The organism is Kitasatospora sp. NRRL B-11411, from assembly GCF_000721345.1.
Lineage (GTDB): Bacteria > Actinomycetota > Actinomycetes > Streptomycetales > Streptomycetaceae > Kitasatospora > Kitasatospora cineracea.
In genome coordinates this window covers 30,722-50,980 of the sequence record NZ_JOGH01000021.1, presented here as the reverse complement: position 1 = coordinate 50,980, position 20,259 = coordinate 30,722, and the positions used below count along the sequence as shown (strand labels likewise).

General features: G+C 71.4%; 18 protein-coding genes, 1 tRNA gene and 3 pseudogenes. 9 read left to right on the top strand and 13 right to left on the bottom strand.

What is annotated here, in order from left to right; translation table 11 throughout:
* Positions 1-57: 57 nt before the first annotated feature.
* The 3 genes from IH44_RS0113165 to IH44_RS0113155 all read right to left on the bottom strand — a co-directional run bounded on the left by IH44_RS0113165 (position 58) and on the right by IH44_RS0113155 (position 3,368).
* Positions 58-1,296 carry a ribonuclease D gene (locus IH44_RS0113165; RefSeq protein WP_081966875.1) on the bottom strand — a complete coding sequence of 413 codons (1,239 nt, stop codon included), beginning with the start codon at positions 1,294-1,296 and terminating at the stop codon, positions 58-60.
* A gap of 280 nt (positions 1,297-1,576) precedes the next feature.
* Entirely contained in the window at positions 1,577-2,317 is a 741-nt protein-coding gene (locus IH44_RS0113160) for a response regulator transcription factor (RefSeq protein WP_030459687.1), read from the bottom strand.
* Positions 2,318-2,714: 397 nt separating this feature from the next.
* A complete protein-coding gene (locus tag IH44_RS0113155; RefSeq protein WP_030459686.1) occupies positions 2,715-3,368 on the bottom strand; it encodes a DUF3000 domain-containing protein in 654 nt (217 codons plus the stop codon).
* A gap of 185 nt (positions 3,369-3,553) precedes the next feature.
* Here IH44_RS0113155 and hemE point away from each other — a divergent pair, with 185 nt between their 5' ends.
* Positions 3,554-4,633, top strand: coding sequence for a uroporphyrinogen decarboxylase (gene hemE / locus IH44_RS0113150; RefSeq protein ID WP_030459685.1), 1,080 nt, complete (start codon positions 3,554-3,556; stop codon positions 4,631-4,633).
* Between the two features lie 171 nt (positions 4,634-4,804).
* Here hemE and IH44_RS0113145 read toward each other — a convergent pair whose 3' ends face one another.
* Together IH44_RS0113145 and IH44_RS0113140 are read right to left on the bottom strand one after the other, a co-directional pair.
* Positions 4,805-5,482: a response regulator transcription factor gene (locus tag IH44_RS0113145; RefSeq protein ID WP_030459684.1), complete on the bottom strand. Its 678-nt coding sequence runs from the start codon at positions 5,480-5,482 to the stop codon at positions 4,805-4,807.
* Positions 5,398-6,720, bottom strand: a complete 1,323-nt coding sequence (locus IH44_RS0113140) for a sensor histidine kinase (protein ID WP_035954939.1) — start codon at positions 6,718-6,720, stop codon at positions 5,398-5,400. The genes IH44_RS0113145 and IH44_RS0113140 overlap by 85 nt, the downstream gene beginning before the upstream one ends.
* 129 nt (positions 6,721-6,849) lie before the next feature.
* Here IH44_RS0113140 and IH44_RS0113135 point away from each other — a divergent pair, with 129 nt between their 5' ends.
* The 3 genes from IH44_RS0113135 to IH44_RS46480 all read left to right on the top strand — a co-directional run bounded on the left by IH44_RS0113135 (position 6,850) and on the right by IH44_RS46480 (position 12,233).
* Positions 6,850-8,724 carry an ABC transporter permease gene (locus tag IH44_RS0113135; protein ID WP_051816845.1) on the top strand — a complete coding sequence of 625 codons (1,875 nt, stop codon included), beginning with the start codon at positions 6,850-6,852 and terminating at the stop codon, positions 8,722-8,724.
* A gap of 84 nt (positions 8,725-8,808) precedes the next feature.
* Positions 8,809-8,961 (top strand): hypothetical protein, encoded by a 153-nt coding sequence (locus IH44_RS46485; RefSeq protein WP_157852298.1) that lies wholly within the window; start codon positions 8,809-8,811, stop codon positions 8,959-8,961.
* A 560-nt stretch (positions 8,962-9,521) separates the two neighbouring features.
* Positions 9,522-12,233, top strand: coding sequence for an ATP-binding protein (locus IH44_RS46480; protein WP_157852296.1), 2,712 nt, complete (start codon positions 9,522-9,524; stop codon positions 12,231-12,233).
* Between the two features lie 308 nt (positions 12,234-12,541).
* On the opposite strand, the gene IH44_RS0113120 is transcribed toward IH44_RS46480, so the two are convergent.
* Positions 12,542-12,997, bottom strand: a complete 456-nt coding sequence (locus tag IH44_RS0113120) for a hypothetical protein (RefSeq protein ID WP_030459681.1) — start codon at positions 12,995-12,997, stop codon at positions 12,542-12,544.
* A gap of 20 nt (positions 12,998-13,017) precedes the next feature.
* Positions 13,018-13,269, bottom strand: a complete 252-nt coding sequence (locus IH44_RS0113115; RefSeq protein ID WP_030459680.1) for a hypothetical protein — start codon at positions 13,267-13,269, stop codon at positions 13,018-13,020.
* A gap of 102 nt (positions 13,270-13,371) precedes the next feature.
* Between IH44_RS0113115 and IH44_RS49695 the strand changes: the two are divergent.
* Both IH44_RS49695 and IH44_RS49690 read left to right on the top strand, forming a co-directional pair.
* Positions 13,372-13,533 (top strand): annotated as a pseudogene (locus IH44_RS49695) (transposase); the annotation flags it as partial.
* 11 nt (positions 13,534-13,544) lie between these two features.
* Positions 13,545-14,123 (top strand): annotated as a pseudogene (locus IH44_RS49690) (IS5 family transposase); the annotation flags it as partial.
* 181 nt (positions 14,124-14,304) lie between these two features.
* Here the strand turns inward: IH44_RS49690 and IH44_RS0113110 are convergent.
* The 4 genes and pseudogenes from IH44_RS0113110 to IH44_RS0113095 form a co-directional block, all read right to left on the bottom strand.
* Positions 14,305-15,036: pseudogene (locus tag IH44_RS0113110) on the bottom strand (IS3 family transposase); the annotation flags it as partial.
* 88 nt (positions 15,037-15,124) lie between these two features.
* A complete protein-coding gene (locus IH44_RS44200) occupies positions 15,125-15,307 on the bottom strand; it encodes a transposase (RefSeq protein ID WP_081966874.1) in 183 nt (60 codons plus the stop codon).
* A gap of 6 nt (positions 15,308-15,313) precedes the next feature.
* Positions 15,314-15,784, bottom strand: a complete 471-nt coding sequence (locus IH44_RS0113100) for a DUF6009 family protein (protein ID WP_051816844.1) — start codon at positions 15,782-15,784, stop codon at positions 15,314-15,316.
* Between the two features lie 155 nt (positions 15,785-15,939).
* A tRNA-Pro gene (locus IH44_RS0113095) sits at positions 15,940-16,000 on the bottom strand.
* Here IH44_RS0113095 and IH44_RS46475 point away from each other — a divergent pair.
* Positions 15,979-16,122, top strand: a complete 144-nt coding sequence (locus IH44_RS46475; RefSeq protein ID WP_157852294.1) for a hypothetical protein — start codon at positions 15,979-15,981, stop codon at positions 16,120-16,122. The two genes, IH44_RS0113095 and IH44_RS46475, sit on opposite strands and share 22 nt — an antisense overlap.
* A 19-nt stretch (positions 16,123-16,141) precedes the next feature.
* Here the strand turns inward: IH44_RS46475 and IH44_RS0113085 are convergent, their stop codons facing one another.
* Complete coding sequence (locus IH44_RS0113085) at positions 16,142-17,146, bottom strand: DUF4349 domain-containing protein (RefSeq protein ID WP_035954938.1); 1,005 nt, start codon at positions 17,144-17,146, stop codon at positions 16,142-16,144.
* Positions 17,147-17,330: 184 nt separating this feature from the next.
* Here IH44_RS0113085 and hemG point away from each other — a divergent pair, with 184 nt between their 5' ends.
* Positions 17,331-18,734 (top strand): protoporphyrinogen oxidase, encoded by a 1,404-nt coding sequence (hemG, locus tag IH44_RS0113080; protein ID WP_030459676.1) that lies wholly within the window; start codon positions 17,331-17,333, stop codon positions 18,732-18,734.
* The gene (gene hemQ, locus IH44_RS0113075) at positions 18,731-19,441 is read left to right on the top strand and encodes a hydrogen peroxide-dependent heme synthase (protein ID WP_030459675.1); all 711 of its coding nucleotides are present in this window, start codon (positions 18,731-18,733) and stop codon (positions 19,439-19,441) included. Before hemG ends, hemQ begins: the two co-directional genes overlap by 4 nt.
* Before the next feature lie 33 nt (positions 19,442-19,474).
* On the opposite strand, the gene IH44_RS0113070 is transcribed toward hemQ, so the two are convergent.
* A complete protein-coding gene (locus IH44_RS0113070; protein WP_030459674.1) occupies positions 19,475-20,230 on the bottom strand; it encodes a TIGR04222 domain-containing membrane protein in 756 nt (251 codons plus the stop codon).
* Positions 20,231-20,259: the final 29 nt, after the last annotated feature.

Genomic DNA, 20,259 nt, shown 5'->3' with positions numbered 1-20,259 from the left:
GCCCCGGCCCGGCCCAGGCCCGTTCCCTGCCCCTCCCAGGCCCGTCCCCCGCCCGTCCTAGCCCTCCGCCGCCGTCCGGAACGCCGCCGCCATGACGGGGGCGACCAGCTCGGTCTGCCAGGCCCGGGCCCCCATGGCGCGCAGGGCCTCGGCGACCGCGTCGGCGTCCGGGTGGGCCGGGGGCTCCCAGGAGACCCGGCGGACCAGGTCGGGGGTGATCAGGTTCTCCGCGGGCAGGTGGTGCTGCTCGGCGAGCGCGGTGACGGCGGCCCGGGCGCCGCTGAGCCGGGCCGCGGCGACCGGGTCCTTCTCGGCCCAGGCGCGCGGCGGTGGCGGCCCGTCGTGCGGGGCGGTGGCCGGCGGCAGCGCGGACTCGGGCAGTTCGCGGGCGCGCTCGATCGCGGCCAGCCACTGTTCGAGCTGGCGGCGGTTCACCCGGGGGCCGAAGCCCTGCACGGCGATCAGCGCGGGCGCGTTGGCGGGCATGGCGAGCGCGGCGTTCACGATGGCGGCGTCGGCCAGCACCCGGCCGGGGGAGACGTCCCGCTCGCGGGCGATCCGGTCCCGGGCGAGCCACAGCTCGCGGACCGCGGCCAGCTGCCGGCGGCGGCGGACCTTGTGCAGCTGGGAGGTGCGCCGCCACGGGTCGACCCGGGGGGAGGGCGGGGGAGCGGCGGCCAGCGCGGCGAACTCCTGGTGCGCCCAGTCGAGTTTGCCCTGCCGGTCGAGCTCGGCCTCCAGCGCGTCCCGCAGGTCGACCAGCACCTCGACGTCCAGCGCGGCGTAGCGCAGCCAGGGCTCGGGCAGCGGGCGGGTGGACCAGTCGACCGCGGAGTGCTCCTTGGCCAGCGACAGGCCCAGCACGTTCTCGGTCATCGGGCCGAGGCCGACCCGGGGGAACCCGGCGAGCCGGCCGGCCAGCTCGGTGTCGAACAGCACGCCGGGGTGCATGCCCACCTCGAACAGGCAGGGCAGGTCCTGGGTGGCGGCGTGCACGACCCACTCGGCGTCGGCGAGCGCGGCGTTCAGGCCGGTCAGGTCGGGGCAGGCGATCGGGTCGATCAGCGCGGTGCCCGCGCCCTGGCGGCGCAGCTGGATCAGGTAGGCGCGCTGGCCGTAGCGGTAGCCGGAGGCCCGCTCGGCGTCGACGGCGACCGGCCCGGTGCCGCCGCGGAAGCCCTCGACGACGACGGCGAGGGCCGCTTCGTCCGCCACCACCGGTGGGAGTCCGTCCCTGGGCTCGAGGAGCGGTACCGGGGCGGTCTCTTCGGGGATGGAGGCTACGGCGTCGGTCACCCCCCAAGGGTACGTCGTGTGTCGCCGCCGGGAGTGTTGTCTGACTGGTCGGACCGCGTTCGGACATATGCCAACCGGGGGCGGCGGGCCGTCCCGCTCCCGGCGCGGCGGGGCGCCGCGGGGCGGCCGGCGGGCCCTCGGCGGGCCGCAGACGGACCGCCGATAGGCCGCTGACGGTCCGTCAGGCTGGGGCGGGAGCCGGGGCGCGGGGCGGGGGCGGAGCGCACGACGGCGGCCCGGAGGAAACGTTCCTCCGGGCCGCCACCAGGGACGATGCGGGTCAGTGAATGATGCCGGTGCGCAGCGCCACCGCCACCATGCCGGCCCGGTCGCCGGTGCCCAGCTTGCGGGCGATGCGGGCCAGGTGGCTCTTCACCGTCAACGCCGAGAGGCCCATCGCCACGCCGATCGCCTTGTTCGACTGGCCCTCGGCGACCAGCCGCAGCACCTCCACCTCGCGGCCGGACAGCTCGCGGTAGGCGGACGGCTGGGCGCCGGGCGCACCCGGGGCGCCGGGGGCGGCACCGGGCTGGCCGGGGGCGCCGTGGTGGCCGGGCGCACCGGGGTGGTGGTGGCCGGGGATGCCGGGGCGGCGCATCCGGCCGGCCAGGCCGGCGCCGATCGGCAGGCCGGGGCGGCCGGGCATCGGCATGTTGGTCCGGGTGCCGGTCACCACGTAGCCCTTGACGCCGCCGGCCAGCGCCGAGCGGACCGCGCCGATGTCGTCGGCGGCGGACAGCGCCAGGCCGTTGGGCCAGCCCGCGGCGCGGGTCTCGGCCAGCACGGTCAGGCCGGAGCCGTCGGGCAGGTGCACGTCGGCGATGCAGATGTCGCGCGGGGTGGAGACCCGGGGCCGGGCCTCGGCGATCGAGGAGACCTCGATGACGTCGCGGACACCGAGCGCCCATAGGTGCCGGGTCACCGTGTTCCGGACCCGGGGATCTGCGATGACCACCATGGCGGTGGGCTTCGTCGGACGGTAGGCGACCACGTTTGCGGGGTGCTCGAGAAGGACCGACACCTGAGGCCTCCGGGGGGAGTGGCGGACGAACCCCGAGGGGGCGGTCGGAGCGTTCCGCGTCTGGAAAGGGTCACTGACACCTTCGGCATCAACCGTGCCCGGCTTTAGCGGGTGATCACGATCTGGTGAGTAACAATACGGACAAATCGTGCAGATGACCGGTACGACATGCCTGGAAATCGCACGCATTCGATCGGGAACGACGCCACGGCGATCGCAAACGTGCAGGTAATTGACCAGGAGCGCGCGCGAAGTCACACTCCGTCAGCCCTGCGGGTGGCACCGGGCCCGGAGCGCGGGGTTGTCCCCCTGAGGTGTCTGCGGACCCGGTGTCTGCATCTGCGGACCCGGTGTCCGCGGACCCGCCCCGGGAACGCCCGGGGAGGCTGACGGGAGGTCAGTGCGAATTGCGCGGCCGGCGGCGGGCCGGCATCGGCACCACCCCGCCCAGCACGCCCGGCCCGTCGGCCGGCAGCTGGGCCGGCGCGGACGGCGGCAGCCCCGCGCACCCGCACAGCAGGTCGGCCCAGGCGGCCAGGTGCCGTTCGAACCGGCGGTCGGCCGGCGTCCAGGACGCCCGCAGCTCGATCTCGGTGGACGAGCCGCGCTCGGCCAGCGCGCCGAAGTACTGCGAGTGGCACCTGGTCACCGTGCCGGACGGCTCGGCGTACCCGGCGGCGTGCGCCTGCAGCGCGTCCAGCAGCCAGCTCCAGCCGACCTCGGACAGCACCGGGTCGCCCGCCATCTCCGGCTCCAGCTCGGCCCGGGTCATGGTCACCACCCGGAAGTCCCCGTTCCACGCCTCCGGCGCCGACGGGTCGTGCAGCAGCACCAGGGTGCCGTCCGCCAGCTCCTCGCCGTCCACCTCGACCGAGGCGGAGAGCGCGAAGGAGTACGGGGCCAGCCGGCGGGGGGCGGGCTGCGGGGACAGCCGTACCTCGGGGCGCAGCCGCGCCCCGGTCAGCGCCTCGACCGCGTCGCGGAACTCGATCGGCGCCGACTCCCTGCCCGTTCCTCCACCCTGCGCGGATTGCCCGCCGACCGCTGCCATGACCGGAAGCCTAGGCGGCGCGGACCCGCAATCCGAGCACTTTCGTGCCTCCGGCGTGCCGAAAACCCGGAAATCGAGCGGGCCGCGGGCGCCGCCCCGGCGGGCACCGTCCGAGGTGTCCGTTTTGCCTGGCCGGGCCGCCCGCGCGGCCGGGGGCCCGCCGGCCGCGTGCGAGGATGTGACCCGTGAGTGAGACCCCCGCAGCCCAGTCCGGTCAGCGGCCCCGCGGCGCCGCGTACGACTCCGTCTTCCTGCGCGCCGCCCGCAACGAGCCGGTGCCGCACACCCCCGTCTGGTTCATGCGGCAGGCCGGCCGCTCGCTGCCCGAGTACCTGAAGGTCCGCGAGGGCGTCCCGATGCTCGACGCCTGCACGCAGCCCGAGCTGGTCAAGGAGATCACCCTGCAGCCGGTGCGCCGGCACAAGGTGGACGCGGCCATTTTCTTCTCCGACATCGTCGTCCCGCTCAAGGCCGTCGGCATCGACGTCGAGATCAAGAGCGGCATCGGCCCGGTCATCGCCGACCCGATCCGCACCGCGGCCGACCTCCAGCGGCTGCGCCCGCTCGAACCCGACGACATGCCCTACATCACCGAGGCGGTCGGCCTGCTGGTCGCCGAACTCGGCGCCACCCCGCTGATCGGCTTCGCCGGCGCGCCGTTCACGCTGGCCAGCTACCTGATCGAGGGCGGCCCCTCGAAGTCGTACGAGAACACCAAGGCGATGATGTACGGCGCCCCCGAGCTGTGGGCCGAACTCGTCGACCGGCTCGCGCAGATCACCTCCGCCTTCCTGAAGATCCAGATCGAGGCGGGGGCCTCGGCGGTCCAGCTCTTCGACTCCTGGGCGGGCGCGCTCGCCCCCGACGAGTACCGCCGCTCGGTGATGCCCGCCAGCGCGAAGGTCTTCGACGAGGTCGAGCCGTACGGCGTCCCGCGGATCCACTTCGGCGTCAACACCGGCGAACTCCTCGGCCTGATGGGCCAGGCCGGCGCGGACATCGTCGGCGTCGACTGGCGCGTCCCGCTCGACGAGGCCGCCAACCGGGTCGGCCCCGGCAAGGGCCTGCAGGGCAACCTCGACCCCGCCGTCCTCTACGCGCCCACCCACGTCGTCGAGACCAAGGCCCGCGAGGTCCTGCACGCCGCCCAGGCCCTCGGCGGCAGCCACCACATCTTCAACCTCGGCCACGGCGTCATGCCCACCATGGACCCGGACGCCCTGACCCGGCTGGTCGCCTTCGTCCACGAGGCGAGCGCGAGGTAGGGGGAGCCTCGACAGAGAGCCCCGCAAGGGGCTCGGGGAACGGCGAGCCCGGGTCTGCTGACGGTGCACTGCCGTAGCGCGCATCGGCTTCCGGTTCCGTTTACTGCACGCAGCAGCACGGCCCCGCCGTTCCCCGGGCCCCTGGTGGTGCATCCCGCCGTTCGTACTGCTCTACTCGTCCGCGCCGAGGTGGGCGAGGACGGCCAGGACGCGGCGGTGGGTGTCCTCGGCCGGGGGGAGGTCGAGCTTGAGCAGGATGTTGCCGATGTGCTTGGAGGTCGCCGCTTCCGAGACCGTCAGGCGGCGGCAGATCTCCGCGTTCGAGCAGCCGCGGGCCATCAGTTCGAGGACCTCGCGCTCGCGGGGGGTCAGGCGCTCCAGCGGGTCGCGGCGGCGGGCCAGCAGGCGGCGGACCACCTCGGGGTCGACCACCGTGCCGCCCGCGGCGACGGTGCCGACCGCGGCCAGGAACTCCTCGACGTGGCCGATCCGGTCCTTGAGCAGGTAGCCGACGCCCGCGCCGCCGGCCAGCAGGTCGGCGGCGTACGAGCGCTGGACGTACTGGCTGAGGACCAGCACCGGCAGGCCCGGCCGTTCGGCGCGCAGCCGCAGGGCGGCGCGCAGGCCCTCGTCGGCGAGGCCGGGGGGCATCCGGACATCGGTCAGGACCAGGTCGGGGCGGTGCTCGGCGACGGCGGCGAGCAGGGCCTCGGCGTCGCCGACGGCGGCCGCGACGGTGTGGCCGAAGCGCTCCAGCAGGCCGATCAGGCCCTCGCGGAGGAGGACGGAGTCCTCGGCGAGGACGAGGCGGAGCGGGGGTCGGTCGTCGGGTCGGTCGTCGGGGTGCACGGGATCTCCACACGCAGCAGGGTCGGGCCGCCCGGCGGGCTGCTGACGGACAGTCTGCCGCCGGCCACCGCGATCCGGTCGGCCAGGCCCGTCAGCCCGGTGCCGCGGGCGGGGTCGGCGCCGCCGGTGCCGTCGTCCGAGACGTCGAGCCGCAGGCGGCCGGCCGACCAGCGGCCGTGCACCCGGACCGCGGACGCCCCGGCGTGCTTGGCCGCGTTCGCCAGCGCCTCGGCGACCGCGAAGTAGCCCGCGGACTCGACGGCCGCGGGCAGCCGGCCCGGCAGCGAGACGTCCACCGCGACCGGCGTCGCCGAGCGGTCCGCCAAGTCCGCGCAGGCGTCCGGCAGGCCGCGGTCGGCGAGGACCCGGGGGTGGATGCCGTGCACCAGTTCGCGCAGCTCGGCCAGCGCCGCGTCGGCCTCGGCGTGCGCCGCGGCCAGGCGGTGGGAGAGCGGACCGCCCGGCGGCGCGTCCAACCGGGCCAGGCCCAGCGACATCGACAGGGCGACCAGCCGCTGCTGCGCGCCGTCGTGCAAGTCCCGTTCTATTCGGCGGCGTTCGGCCTCGAACGCGTCCACCAGGCGGGCCCGGGAGCGGACCAGCTCGCCGACCCGCTCCTGGCTGCCCGCCAGCGCCCGGGCCAGCGCCGCCCGGGCACCCGCCGCGACCGTCAGCGGGTAACCCGCCAGGGCCAGCAGCGCCGCGCCCGCCGCCGCCACCGCCCAGGCCGGGCCCGGCGCGTGCAGCTGCCAGACCTTCAGCACGTTCACCTGCTCGCCGTCCAGGGCCAGTTGGAGCGGCGCCGTCACCAGCCAGGCCGGGACCAGCAGCGCGCCCGCCACCACCAGCAGCTCCAACGGCCAGAGCAGGAACGCCGACAGCACCGCGCCGCCGGCCTCCCGCCACGTCGCCCCCTCGGCGTACCGGGTGCGCAGCCAGGCCCGCGGGCCCGGGCCGTCCGGCACCCGGTGCGGATCGGGCACCGGCGCCCCGCCCATCCAGCGGGCCAGCCGCCGCTCCCACGCCCCGAAGGCCAGCCCCGCCAGCGGCAGCGCCGCCAGCAGCGGCACCCCCACCAGCAGCACCGACAGCGCCCCGCCGACCGCCACCCACAGCAGCAGCACCACGCACAGCGCCGCCCCCGCCGACGCGCACGCCAGCAGGTACGCCGCCGAGCGCCACGGCCAGGCCGTCCGCAGGAAACCGGGCTTGCGCAGCGCCTGCCAGCAGTCGGACACCGGACACCTCCTTTCACCGGGACCGACCCTAGGCCGCCGCCCCGGGCGGTGTCGGTAGAGCTGGCTCCACTCTTCGCGGTGGAGCGGGCGTCACTGTGCGAACGGCCCGCCGGCGCTTGGCTGGAGCTCATGACGACCGCACTGACCAGGATCGCCGTGCGCTCCCTGCACGCCGGACGGACCGCCCTGCTCGGGGCGTTCACCGCGCTCGCCCTCGGCGTCGCGCTGATCGCCGCCACCCTGCTCGGCCTCGCCGCGAGCACCGCCCTGCCGCCCGGCGAGGACCGCACCGCGCTGATCGCCCAGCTCGGCACCACCGGCGGCGTCAGCCTCTTCACCGCCGGGTTCGTGGTCGCCTCGACCTCCTCCTACGCGGTCGCCCGGCGCCGCCGCGAGTTCGGACTGCTGCGGCTGGCCGGCGCCACCCGCGGCCAACTCACCCGCACCGTCCTGCTGGAGGCCCTGCTGCTCGGCCTGCTCGCCGCCGCCACCGGCAGCGCGCTCGGCCGCGCCGCCGCCCCGCTGCTGGCCCGCGCGCTGACCGCCGCCGGCCTCGCCCCCGCGGGCTTCCGCACCGGCACCCCCGGCTGGCCGCTGGTCACCGCGTTCTGCACCGGCCCGCTGGTCGCCCTCGCGGGCACCGCCGTCGCCGCCCGGCGGGCCGGCCGGGTCCGCCCGCTCGAAGCGCTCCACGAGGCCGACGTCGACCTGAGGGTGATGACCGCGGGCCGCCTGCTCGGCGGCCTCGCCCTGCTCGGCACGTACGCCGCCGTGGTGGCCGCCGCCCTCGCCGGGGACCCGGCCGAGCTGCTGCACCGCAAGACCTACACCCTCCAGCCGATGCTGCTGATCGCCGCCACCGCCCTGCTCGCCCCCGTCCTGGCCCGCCCGCTGCTGCGCCTGCTCACCCTCCCCGCCGCCCGGCCGCCCCGGCTGGTCCGGGCCGCCGCGCTCGGCGGCCTGCGCCGCACCGGCGCCACCGCCGCCCCCGTCCTGCTCGCCGTCGCCCTCGCGGGCACCCTGGTCGGCGCCCCGACCACCGTCGCCGCCGCCCGCGCCGCCGAAGCCCGCACCCGGACCACCGCCGACTTCCTGCTGGCCCCCGGCGACGCAGGTAGCGGCGGCGCCGACGCGCTCACGGCCGCGCTGCGGGCGCTGCCCGGGGCCGTCGTCTCGCCGAGCGCCGCGACGCCGCTCGCCGTCGTCGAGGCCGACGGCACGGCCGTCCGCGCCGAGGGCCGGGCCGTCGCCGACCCCGCCGCGCTGGCCGCCACCACCCGGCTGCCCGTCGTCGCGGGCGACCCCGCGACGCTCGACGACGACAGCGTGGTGCTCGCCGAGGAGTGGGGGGACCCGCAGGTCGGCGACCGCGTCCGGGTGGTGCTCGCCGACGGCGCCCGGCGGGAGCTGCGGGTCGCCGCCGTGCTGCGCGAGGGAACGGGCGGCAACCCCGTGTACGTCACCCCGCGCAACGCGCCCGGCGCCCGCACCGACCGGATCGACGTCCGCGACGCCGCCGCAGCGGCGGTCACCGCGCTCGCCCGCGACCACGGCGCCCGCGTCGAGACCCGCGCCGCCTGGCTCGACGCCCACCACCCCGCGGACGACCCCCGGCGGATCCGCCGGATCGCCGCCGTCCTCGGACTCGCCCTGCTCTACACCGTGATCACCCTCGCCCACACCGCCCTCACCACCACCACCGACCGCCGCCGCGAACTCGCCCGGCTCCGCCTGGTCGGCACCACCCGCGCCCGCGTCCTGCGGCTCGTCGCCGCCGAGACGCTCCTCGTCACGCTGGTCGGCGCCCTCCTCGGCACCGCCGCCACCCTCACCACCCTCGCCACCATGGGCACCGCCCTCCACCGCGCGGGCGCCCCCGTCCCCCTCGTCCTCCCCTGGACGACCCTCGCCGCCACCGCCCTGCTCTGCACCCTGGTCACCGTCCCCTGCGCGGCCCTGGCGGCTTGGCGCTGCACCAAGGGCCGTGCGGTGGAAGCTTTCTGACGCACCGTCAATCGGCCGTTCTCCGCCGCGGCCGTTTACGCGGCGCTCCCGGATGGCTACGGTGGATCACGGGGAGGGGGTGTCATGAGCTGTCTGCTGATGCTGCTCGGCTGGGCCGGGCTCGTGTGGATGTTCGTCATGGGCGTCTTCGGCGACGACTGGTCGCTCGCCGGCCTGGTCATGCCGCTGTCGAGCTTCGTGCTGTTCGTCGCGAATTACAGGCAGCGTGGTTGCTGAGGTCACCTGCGCAGTTCAGGGGTGGTGCCAAGGGCGCTGATGGTCACTGCTGGCCAGCCCGGTTGCTGTACAGCTAGCCGTCGATCGGGGTGCGAGAGGCGTCATTCGCGTGATCGCGTAGCGAGTCTGGCCGTGGATCGCGGTGAGGGCAGGAGCGCTACCCCGGATTGGCGAGCGCCGGGTTGGTGCTCTCGCGCGCCGATACCACTTCTGTCTGGGCTCCCTGATCTGTTGCGTCGCTGGGCTGTGGCAGGGGCCCCGCAGCTACTGATGAGACGAGAGCGTCCTACTTGGCTGCCTCGGGCGGACCGGTAGGTCGTTCAACAAGCAATACGGACGCACGCGGGCTCCGTGCGTAGGAGTGTGCGGTGCAGGCTCGGCACGCGCATAATCGACCCAGTAGCACTTGCGCAAGTTTCGTGACGACGCGACAGGTTGGGTCTACTCTGTGCGAGGAAACAGAAACAGCGTGCGGAGGGAGTCTTCCGGTGCCTCAAGGCCTTCCCCAAGATGAGTTGCAGAACTGGCTTTGCTCGGATTGGTTGAGAGATGGCCCACATGTGTGCATCCTGGAAGGCTTTGGCGGGGTAGGAAAAACCCGTATTGCTAATGCGGTCATCCACCAAGCAAGTGGTCCGGCTATCCGGGTTGTTGCGACGCCTGATGGGCTTGGTTGGGACGACCTTCTTATTGGAATCGGAACTGAGCTTGAGGAGATTGGGGATTCCACGCTTTCAGGTCGCGAGGACGGTGATCTTTTCGCTGGCCTTCTAGCCCTGTTTCGCGAAGAATGCTTGATCGTTCTGGATGACATCGATGTACTGCTGGAACCTGCCACCGGATTGCCTCCGAAGGCTCTGCGCGAGCTGGTCGTAAAGCTATCTCAACGGACGCCAGGGCCAGGGAGACTTCTTCTAGTCACAAACCGTTCTCTGCCGGCTGGAGATTGGAGAAAAGATGCGATTCTGCACACCGTCTACCCTCCAAACGAAGCCGAAGGAATAAATATTCTAGACCACCTGCTCTCGACGAGGGGATTGCGGGACGAGATCCCTATAGATCGCCGAAGGGACGTCGTGAAATGGCTGGGATGCAACCCCAGGGCGCTAGAAGTGCTGGTTTCCTGTCTGGCAGATGAACCCTTGGAGAACCTTATTGAACTGGGGTCGGATGCCTGGGAGGCTCGGGATCAAGTTGCTTCCCCGGATCTGGTTAGACAACTTGAGGAGCAACTTGCGACGCGCTCTCTGCGGCATCTGGACATCAGTTCCAAGCTGCTTCTTCAAATGCTCGCGGTGTATAGAAGTCCATTCAAGCAAGATGCTATTGATAGACTGGATAAGGTCGTCGACGAACCAAAGTTGGCACAAGCCGCTCTCTCGAAGCGATTCTTCGTCTCGAGAGAGCGGAATTGGTTCTCATTGAACCCCGTGGTCCGCGAGATCGCCAAAAGAGAAATCATGGGAGAGCCTCGACGCCTTAAGGTTGCCCACTCGCATGCGGCGGAGCATTTCACAAGGCATTTTCGTGCCGACCGCGAGGAAGCATCTTTCCTCAAGCACGGTGCAAGCTTCGTTGAGGCACGCTTTCATCTTCTCAGGATTGGACGTGAGTCGGAGTTCGAGGAGATCGCTGCATCGTATCGGGCTCAGATTCTTGCTAGCCATAAGGATATTAAAAGCATTCCAGATGACCCGGATATTGCTCAGCAAACGATCTCGATTCTCACGTCAGCCCTGGCTGGCAGTGAAATTGGCTATCCCAGGCTCAGATATCTTTTGGCGAGGCTCCTCCTCAAGAGGAATCGTCGCGATGATGACGTTCTGGCGTTCCGTCAGGTCACATACGCGACCAGGACGACGTGCGAGAGCGGGGCATGGCTTCTGCGCGTTCAGCTTTCGGCCAAGCTGGAGGGTTTCCGTGCCGCCGAATCTACTGCGCGTCAAGCGCTCATAGGGTTGCATTCAAGCTATTGGTGGGTTCTGTATCGCAAGCTTGCTATTATCGCGTTGCACTCGGGAAAACCTCAAGATGCCCTCCGAATTCTCGCTGAATCCCTGGAGAAGGTCGAGCTAAAGTTCTGCCTCCCTCTTTACTCGCTGACTGCTTACACCCTCACTATCCACAACCGAAGTGCAGAGGCCATCGAACTGCTCACTGAAGGTTATAGGAAACTTGTATTGCTGGATGGCCAGTATTCCTGGAGGCTCTTCGAGCAGGCGATTTTTATCGCACATGCCCGGAGGGATTCCGCCGCAATTTCGAAGATGCAAGAGTTGGTCTCGAGAATGTCGGCAAAGCCCTCATACTCTGCTCTTTGTCGGGTTCTTAGTCTTCAGGCTGCTGGAGAATTCGAGAGAGCTGCCCAGGTCGCAGAGTCAGAGCTGTACCTGCAAGGAGATGAAAAATATCACACACTTGCCGCGCAGTGTGCATTTTCATGGCTTTGCTGTGGGAATCCCGAGCGAGCGAGAGTTGCGATTTCTGGGGTTTCCCTTCCGCAGAACTCTGCAAACTGGTGGCTGCGCGCCCTGGTGGGCATTTGCTGCGACCGAGAGGAGATCTACGTCGAGGCTATCCAAGAGTGTACTGGCCACATACTGACTGCTTCTGATATTAGCAATGATAAAACCTGGCTTACATTTTGGGATGATATTCCCGAGGATCTAGAGCCGCATCCGGCATTCTACTTTCCTCGACTTCCAGCGAGCCTAACTGGCCTGGATCGCGATTTGGTGCGTTTGGTCGAGAAGTCGTCTGCGCTGGAAACGGTAGATATGTGGAGAGTTCGCCTCCCGACCCTCGGGGGCAAGTTGGGAGATGAACTTTTGTCACTTCCGCCTGACATTAAGGGAGGCGGCGCACAAAGCGTGCTACTCTACATGCAAAACTCTGCGGCGTCGATTAAATTCGGAGGAGACGAATACATGCGTGATAAGTATGAATTTGAACAGGCTGCTGCCGTTGGGCCGAAGGCGAAGGCCGAGAACGTGATTATCCAGAAGAATCAATCTGGCGGCTCCGCTGTCGACTTGGAGAAGCTTTCGGATGATCTGACACGCTTGCGTCAAGCGATGCGTTCAGCTGCAACTGATGCTGAGCACGACGTCGCTGTCGCAGAGGTGGCGCAGGCCATGGCGGCGGCGAATGGTGGTGACGAGAAGAAAGCACTGCAGCATCTCGCTAAAGCCGGAAAATGGGCGTGGGATATGGCGAACTCCATTGGTGCGTCGCTGGCGGCAGCCATCCTGAAGAGCCAGCTGGGGCTCTAACGATCTGCGTACGGCAGGTGGAGTCATCGCTTGTTCAAAGCGAGGGCTCCACGTGCAATCCTTCCGCGCTGATCAGGGCTGACTCGACCATTTAGCCGATCGCATTCAGTGAGCTGTGAGATCCACTGGGTGAATCCCGCCCTGCTAGGCTACTGGCGGAATTGAAGTTGTGGGCCGCGCGAAGCTAGGCGCCTCGACCGCATTCCCTGCGACTGCCACGGGCTGATCTATCAATTCGGCGGCCACAGTGCCGCCAACGGAGCGATCGGCCTGCCAGGCGTCAAGCTGGTCGACGTCGCCCGCATGGTCTACAGGAGATGGCCTGCAGCTTTCCCTGTCTTGTCCCGCCGCATTGCGGTCATGGACAGGTCGGCGAGGCGGAGGGCGAAGGCCACGTCGAGCTGCTCGACCGGGTGCAACAGGCCTCGCTCACAGGTCTCCGCCACCCACACCGTGTAGCTGGACTGCGGGTAGGCTGGGTTGATGCCAATCTCGCCTTTCGGGATTGTTCCGTTGAACGGTGTCGGGATACCTGCAGTGTTCCAGTAGTCCCACGCCTCAAGGGCTTTGGCCTGCTCGAAGGCGAGGTAGAGCTGCGGGTAGCGGTTGATGATCCGCATCTCGCGAAACACGAGTTGCCCCAGCAGGTGCGGTCCGGTCGCGGCGAGGGCGTCGAAGTCCGGGTCTCGGGAAGTGAAGGATGCCGCATCCTGGGCAGGGGCGAGTGCCAGGTAGCCGAACAGGTGCGGCAGGCGCCGCCTCATGTGCCGTGCCACCCTGGATGTCAGGCCAGCCTCGATCTGTTCGACAAGCTGGAGGAGCCGGTCGTGTGAAGTTCCCCCGTGATTTTGGACACTCGTTCCTGTGCGGCGAGGGTGTGTCGTTGTCGGGTCTCGGGCAGGGTCAGGTAGCCCCAGCTGGGGTGCTTGCGTAGTCGCCGGCGGTTGTAGAAGGTTTCGATGAAGGAGAAGACCTCGCGGCGGGCGGTCGCCCGGTCGGGCCGGATGCGGGCGCCGATCTCGGCTTTGAGGACCACCCAGAAGCTCTCGGCTGAGAAAGTGTTGGGTAATTGATCAACTGCGCGCCGTGATGGGCTAGTGGTGATCTTCGCGGTGAAGAGTCCGCGAAGATCACCGCCATGTGTGTCTGCGCTTGCAAGCCTTCGTACGACTCGTCGTTGACGGATGCTCAGTGGGCGGTGATCGAGCCGTTGCTGCCGGTGCGGGATCCGCGCCGGGCCGGGCGTCCGTTGAAGTTCCCGCGCCGGCTGGTCGTGGACACGGTGTTGTACGTGCTGGTCAGTGGTTGTACGTGCTGGTCAGTGGTTGTGCGTGGAGGCTGGTGCCGCACGATCTGGCGCCGTGGGACGTGGCCTACCGGTGGTTCCGTGCCTGGACGGTGGACGGGACCTGGGACCGGGTCCACGACACGCTGCGCGTGCGGGTCCGGGTGGCGGACGGGCGGGATCCGCAGCCTTCGGCGGCGGTGCTGGATTCGCAGTCGGCCCACAGCCACCAGGGCGGTCAGGCGATCGGCTACGACGCGGGCAAGCGTGTGCGGGGCCGCAAGCGGCACCTGCTGGTGGACACCTGCGGCCTCGTGCTGCGGGCGGTGGTGCACTCCGCTTCGGTGCAGGACCGGGCGGGCGCGAAGCTGGTCCTGGCCGGTATCAGGGAGGTGTTTCCGCAGGTCGGGCTGGTCTGGGTCGACGGCGGCTACGTCAATGTGGTCGATGCCGGCCTGGTCGGCTGGGCGGCGGAGCACGAGAGTCTGGCGATCGTGGCGGTGCCGCGCAACGCGGATGTGAAAGGCTTCCAGGTGCTGCCCCGCAGGTGGGTGGTCGAGCGGACATTCTCCTGGCTGGGACGGTGCAGACGGTTGGCACGGGACTACGAGCGCAAGAGCGCGCACGCCGAAGCGATGATCAAGGTCGCGATGATCCGCCTCATGGCCGCCCGCCTCGCCGGCGAGGAGCCCGCCTCGCCGGCGAGGAGATCGAACCGCGCGGCCCCATCGAGACCGAAGCAGCCCGCCGCCTCGCCGACGACCTCAAGAACGAGTGATCACCCGATTACCCAACACTTTCTGAGGCGTTGTCATAACACGAGCCGGTGCGTCCGGTGCTCGTTCTTATGCCCAACCTGGTTGCCTCGCTGCGGAATTGGGCCGAGGTGTATTCGCTGCCGCGGTCGCTGTGCGCGATGCAGTCCAGTTCCAGGCGGCTGCGTCCGTGGGCCATCTGCAAGGCGTCGACGACGAGGTCGGCGCGGTGGTGGTCGGTCATCGCGTAGCCGACGACCTCGCGGGTGGCCAGGTCCAGCCAGCAGGCCAGGTAGAGCCGGCCTTTCTCGGTCGGCAGGTACGTGATGTCGCCGACCAGCCGGGTGCTGGGCCGGTCCGCGGTGAAGTCCCGGCCGAGCAGATCCGGCGCCGGTCGGGCCTGCTTGTCCGGGCGGGTCAGCGACCGGCGCCGGCGGCGGGTGATCCCGGCGATGCCGTGTTCGCGCATCAGCCGCTCGATCCGCTTGCGGTTCACCTCGTGCCCCAACCGCCGCAGCTCGGCATGCACGCGCGGGACGCCGTAGGCGCCCCTGGAGGCGAGGTGGACCACCGTGATCTCGTGCGCGAGTGCATCATCGGCCCGACGGCGCGTGCGTCGTGCTTCCTCGCCGTCGGCCCAGTCGTAGAAGGAGGAGCGAGGAGCCCCGAGGATGCGGCAGAGCAGGGCGACCGGGTAGGTGGCCTTCTCCGCCGAGATGAACCGGTAGATCTCGCTCACCGGTCGCTCTCCCGCGCGAAGAAGGCCGTCGCTTTTTTCAGGACCTCGATGGTCTTCTGCTGTTCGAGGTTCTGTCGGCGCAGGCGACGCAACTCCTCGTGCTCGGCGCTGGTCAGCTCACCCGGCCGCCCTCGCCGCGGTCGATCTTGTCCTGCTTGCCCCAGCTCCGCAGCCCCTCCGCGCTCACTCCCAGGTCCCGGGCCACCTCGGTGACCGTCTTGCTGGAGGACCGGGCCAGCGCGACGGCGTCCCGCTTGAACTCCTCCGAGTACCGCTTGCCCTGCTTGTTGCTCACCTGGTTCTACTTCCTCTGGAACCTCACGTCCCAGTCTCCAGGTGTCCAGGTCCACAGGGAAGCTTCACTGCCCTTCTTGGCGGCCTTTGGGGACACAGACGATTCCTGCTCGCTCAGTAGCGGTCCTCCCCAGGCTCGCTCCGTGACTTCGCCCCAGACTCCAGGGGCAACGGTTCGGGGATTCACGCCTTCACTGGGCATCTCGGTCTTGTAAGTGTCACCTGGCCGCTCGGAGCGGTCGTGCTCTTTGACCCAGAAGACCCGCCTCCTGAACCTGCCGGTCGAGACCTCGTCACCCGGGGCATCGGGTCGGAGTACCGAGTACCCGATCCGGCGGCCAGGGCCGTCCCAGGGGACAGGGCGTCGGCGGGGGGCGGAGGTCACACTGATCGACTCGCGGACGTAGTCCAGCCGGTCGATGTCCTCGGTCCAGACAATGCCGTCCTCGTCGCGGATGGCATCCGGGTCCTTGCGCATGTGATTCCCTCCCAGACAGCGATGGCAGTAGAGCTTCCCGCTGGCGGTCGCTGAGAATCATCGAGGGCCGGAGCGGCTGCTGTACTTTGCTGCTGGCAGGAACGCCAGAGGGCCAGTCAGATTACTCTGACTGGCCCTCTGAACTGGGTCGGGGTGGCGGGATTTGAACCCACGGCCTCTTCGTCCCGAACGAAGTGCGCCGCGGCGAGGTGCGCCGGGAGCAGCGGGCGGCCGCCGAGGCGAGGGAGCGCCGCCGCCGGGAGGAGGCGGGCCGGGAGGCCCCCGCCGGGCCCCCGGCCCGCCCCGACGGGGACGGGCCGGACGCCGCCGCCACCTGACCGGCGCCGCCGCCCCGGGTCACGCCCCGTCGCCGGCGCCGTCCTTCCCGTCGGTGCCCGGGGCGTGCGTCGGACGGGGCGGGACGGCGGGGGAGCCGGTGCGGCGGGCCCGCAGGCGGCGGCGGAGCAGCCAGCCGAGCGGGGCCAGCAGGACCAGGAAGGGCGCCACGGCGGCCAGCGCCACCAGCAGGACGCGGACCAGGGTGACCAGGGCGTGCCAGCCGTTCGAGAGGCCGTGGCCGACGGAGGCCCAGAAGCCGGTCCCCTCCTCCTTCGGCTCGACGTGGACGGGCTGACGGGTCACCAGCTCCAGGGTCACGGTGGAGAGCGAGGTGCGGGCGGTGAGCTGCTGCTGCTGGTGCTGCAGGGACTCCAGGTCGGACTCCCGGCGGGTCAGCTCGCCCTCCAGCGACACCACCTCGGACAGGCTCTTCGCGTCGGCCATCAGCGCCCGCACCCGGTCCACGCTGGCCTGCATGGACTTGACCCGGCTGTCGGTGTCGGCGATCTGCTGGGTGAGGTCGTCGGCCTGGCTGTTCAGGCCCAGCCGGGTGCCGAGCCCGCCGAGCCCGTCCAGGGTGGCCTGGTAGGCCGCGGACGGGACCTTGAGGGTCAGCGTGGACTGCGCGGTGTCGCCCGTCCCGCCGCGCAGGTTCTCCGCGGCGACGTACCCGCCGGCCCGGACGACCAGGTCGACGGCCTTGGTGCGGGCGTCGTCGACGGCGTCGACCCGCAGCGTCAGCTTCGCCTGGTAGGCGATCTGACGGTCCGTCGCGGCCGCTGCCGCAGTTCCCGCCGTCGCCGGGGCCGTCCCCGCCGCCGTCGTTCCCCCGGCGCCGGCCCCGGCGGTGGCCCCGCCCGAGCCGGGGGCGGCCGCCGGCGCGCCCTGCGTCCGGGCCGGGCCCTTCGCGTCGGCCGCGGCCGCCGAGCCCGACGAGCGCTCCCCGTCCGCGCTGCACCCGGCCAGCAGCAGGACCGCGGCCAGTGCCCCGGCCGCGCCCGCTCTGCGTACCCGCAGGTCCATTCGGTACCCTCCCCGTGTTCCGGGGCGCGCCGTCCGCCCGCCCCCACGGCACTGTGACGCGGCGGCCCCCGGACCGGACCCGCACCGGCGGTACCGGAACGATCACGCTGCGGACTCACCCCGGTCTCGGGGCGCCCCGGGGCCGATTCCGGCGAACCGGATAAGGGCTGGGAGACTGGTCGGCATGGCGAAACCTCACGTCGTGGTGGTCGGTGGCGGCATCGCGGGCCTGGCCGCGGCCGCGTTCCTCGGGGACGCGGCGGCGCGGGTGACGGTGCTGGAGGCGTCGGCGCGGTTCGGCGGGAAGCTGCGCGGCGGCGAGGTCGGCGGTGTCCGGGTCGACCTCGGCGCCGAGTCGATGCTCGCCCGCCGCCCCGAAGCGGTCGAACTGGCCCGCCGGGTCGGCCTCGGCGAGCAGCTCGAACCGCCCACCACCGCCAAGGCCGCGATCTGGACCCGGGAGGGCCTGCGCCCGCTGCCCGGCGGCCAGCTCATGGGCGTGCCGGGAGACCTGGACGCGCTGGAAGCCTCCGGCGTGCTCACCCCCGCGGGCCTGGAACGGGCCCGCCGCGAGCAGCCCGCCGAACTCGGCGAGGACGCCCCGATCGGCCGCTACATCGCCGACCGGCTCGGCCGCGAGGTCGTCGACCGGCTGGTCGAACCGCTGCTCGGCGGCGTCTACGCCGGGCACGCCGACGAGATCTCGATCCGCGCCGCCGTCCCGCAGCTGCTCCAACTCGCCCAGCAGGGCGGCGAGTTGACCGCATCCATCCGCGAGCTCAGCCGCCGCGCCACCGCCACCGGGCCGGTCTTCCAGGGCCTGCGCGGCGGACTCGGCACCCTCCCCGAAGCCGTCGCCGCCCACGACCGCGCGCACGGCGCCGACCTGCGCACCGGCCACCGGGTCGACGCCCTGCGCCGCACCCCCGACGGCTGGCTGGTCACCACCGCCGGACGCGAACTCGCCGCCGACGCCGTCGTGCTGGCCGTCCCCGCCCCGCAGGCCGCCGCACTGCTCGCCGCCGACGCCCCCGGCGCCGCCGCCGAACTGCGCGCCGTCGAGTACGCGTCCATGGCCCTGGTCACCCTGGCCTTCCGGCGCGCCGACCTCGCCGACAGCCCGCTCACCGGCAGCGGCTTCCTCGTCCCGCCCGTCGACCGGCGCAGCATCAAGGCGTCCACCTTCTCCAGCAACAAGTGGGGCTGGCTGGAGCGCGCCGCCCCCGACACCTTCCTGCTGCGCACCTCGCTCGGCCGCCACCGCGAGGACGCCGCCCTCGACCTGGACGACGCCGACCTGGTCGCCCGCTCGCTCGCCGACCTGCGCACCGCCGTCGGCCTGCGCGCCACCCCGTACGACCACGCCGTCACCCGCTGGCGGGCCGGGCTCCCGCAGTACCCGGTCGGCCACCTCGACCGGGTCGCCCGGATCCGCGCCCACCTCGACGCGCTCGGCGCGATCGCCGTCTGCGGCGCCGCGTACGACGGCGTCGGCATCCCCGCCGTCATCGCCGGCGCCCGGCGCGCCGCCGAGCACCTCACCCCCGGCACCGGCACCACCCGCACAGAAGGGACAATGGGCTCATGACCGAAAGCACTGAGCAGCCCGTGAAGAAGAAGGCCCGCGACCTCAACCAGGTCATCCGCTACACCATGTGGTCGGTGTTCAAGCTCAAGGACGCCCTCCCCGAGGACCGCACCGCGCTCGCCGCCGAGGTCGACTCCCTCTTCGAGCAGCTCGCCGCCAAGGACGTCGTCGTCCGCGGCACCTACGACGTCTCCGCCCTGCGCGCCGACGCCGACATCCTGGTCTGGTGGCACGCCGAGGACTCCGACGACCTGCAGGAGGCGTACAACCGCTTCCGCCGCACCGGGCTCGGCCGCCACCTGGAACCGGTCTGGTCGAACATGGCGCTGCACCGCCCCGCCGAGTTCAACAAGTCGCACATCCCTGCGTTCCTCGCCGACGAGCGGCCCCGCGAGTACGTCTGCGTCTACCCCTTCGTCCGCTCCTACGAGTGGTACCTGCTCCCCGACGAGGAGCGCCGGGCGATGCTCGCCGAGCACGGCATGATGGCCCGCGGCTACCCGGACGTGCGGGCCAACACCGTGGCCTCCTTCGCCCTCGGCGACTACGAGTGGCTGCTGGCCTTCGAGGCCGACGAACTGCACCGGATCGTCGACCTGATGCGCGACCTGCGCCCCTCCCGGGCCCGCCTGCACGTCCGCGAGGAGGTCCCCTTCTTCACCGGCCGCCGCAAGCCGGTCGCCGAACTCCTCTCCGGCCTGTACTGACCCCCGGCCGAGCCCGCGGCCCCGTGCTCCCCGCTAGGAGCCGAGGGCCGCGCGCAGGCGCGGGTCCGGGACGGCGGCGGGGCCGGAGATGGCGACGGCGGTGAGCAGGTCGTCGGTGGCGGTGTGGCGGCAGGGCAGGGCCCGCAGCAGGGTCTGGCCGGCCGGGGCGGCCCACGCGGTGTAGGCGTGCACGTCGACCCGGGCCATCAGGAGGGTGCCGCCGGTGAGCACCAGGGGGAGCGCGTACCAGGCGACGGCGGTGCGGGCGGCGGTGCCGTCGGGGGCGGTGAGCAGGACGGTCAGCAGCAGCATCGAGGCCGCCCCGGCCAGCGCCCAGCGGACCTGCCGGATCGCCCGCAGGGCGTGGTCGCGGACCACGGCCGGCGTCGCCAGCCCCGCCTGCGCCAGCCGGTCGCCGATGTCGCGGACGGTCGGGTGGGCGGCCAGCGCGGCCTTCAACTGGGCGGTGCGGCACTGGCCGTCCGGGCCGATCGCGCCGATCAGCGCGCGCTCCAGGCGGCCGCGCCCCTGCGGGTCGACGACGGTGGTCCAGCCGGTGTGGGCGAGGTGGAGGCGGCCGAGGGCGGCCATCCGGACCAGCGCCAGGTCGACCACCCGGGCCGGGCCGCCGGCCAGGTACGCGGTCTCGTAGAGGCCGACGCCGGAGGCCCGGTGGAGCGGGTGCGGGACCCGGCCGGTGCAGGCGTCCGCGATCGCGGCGACCCGCACCAGCCGGAGGCAGGAGAGCACCGCGGCGGCGCAGGACGGGATCAGCAGCAACACCCACATGCTTGCTGTTCTAGTCCTGTGCGCGCCGG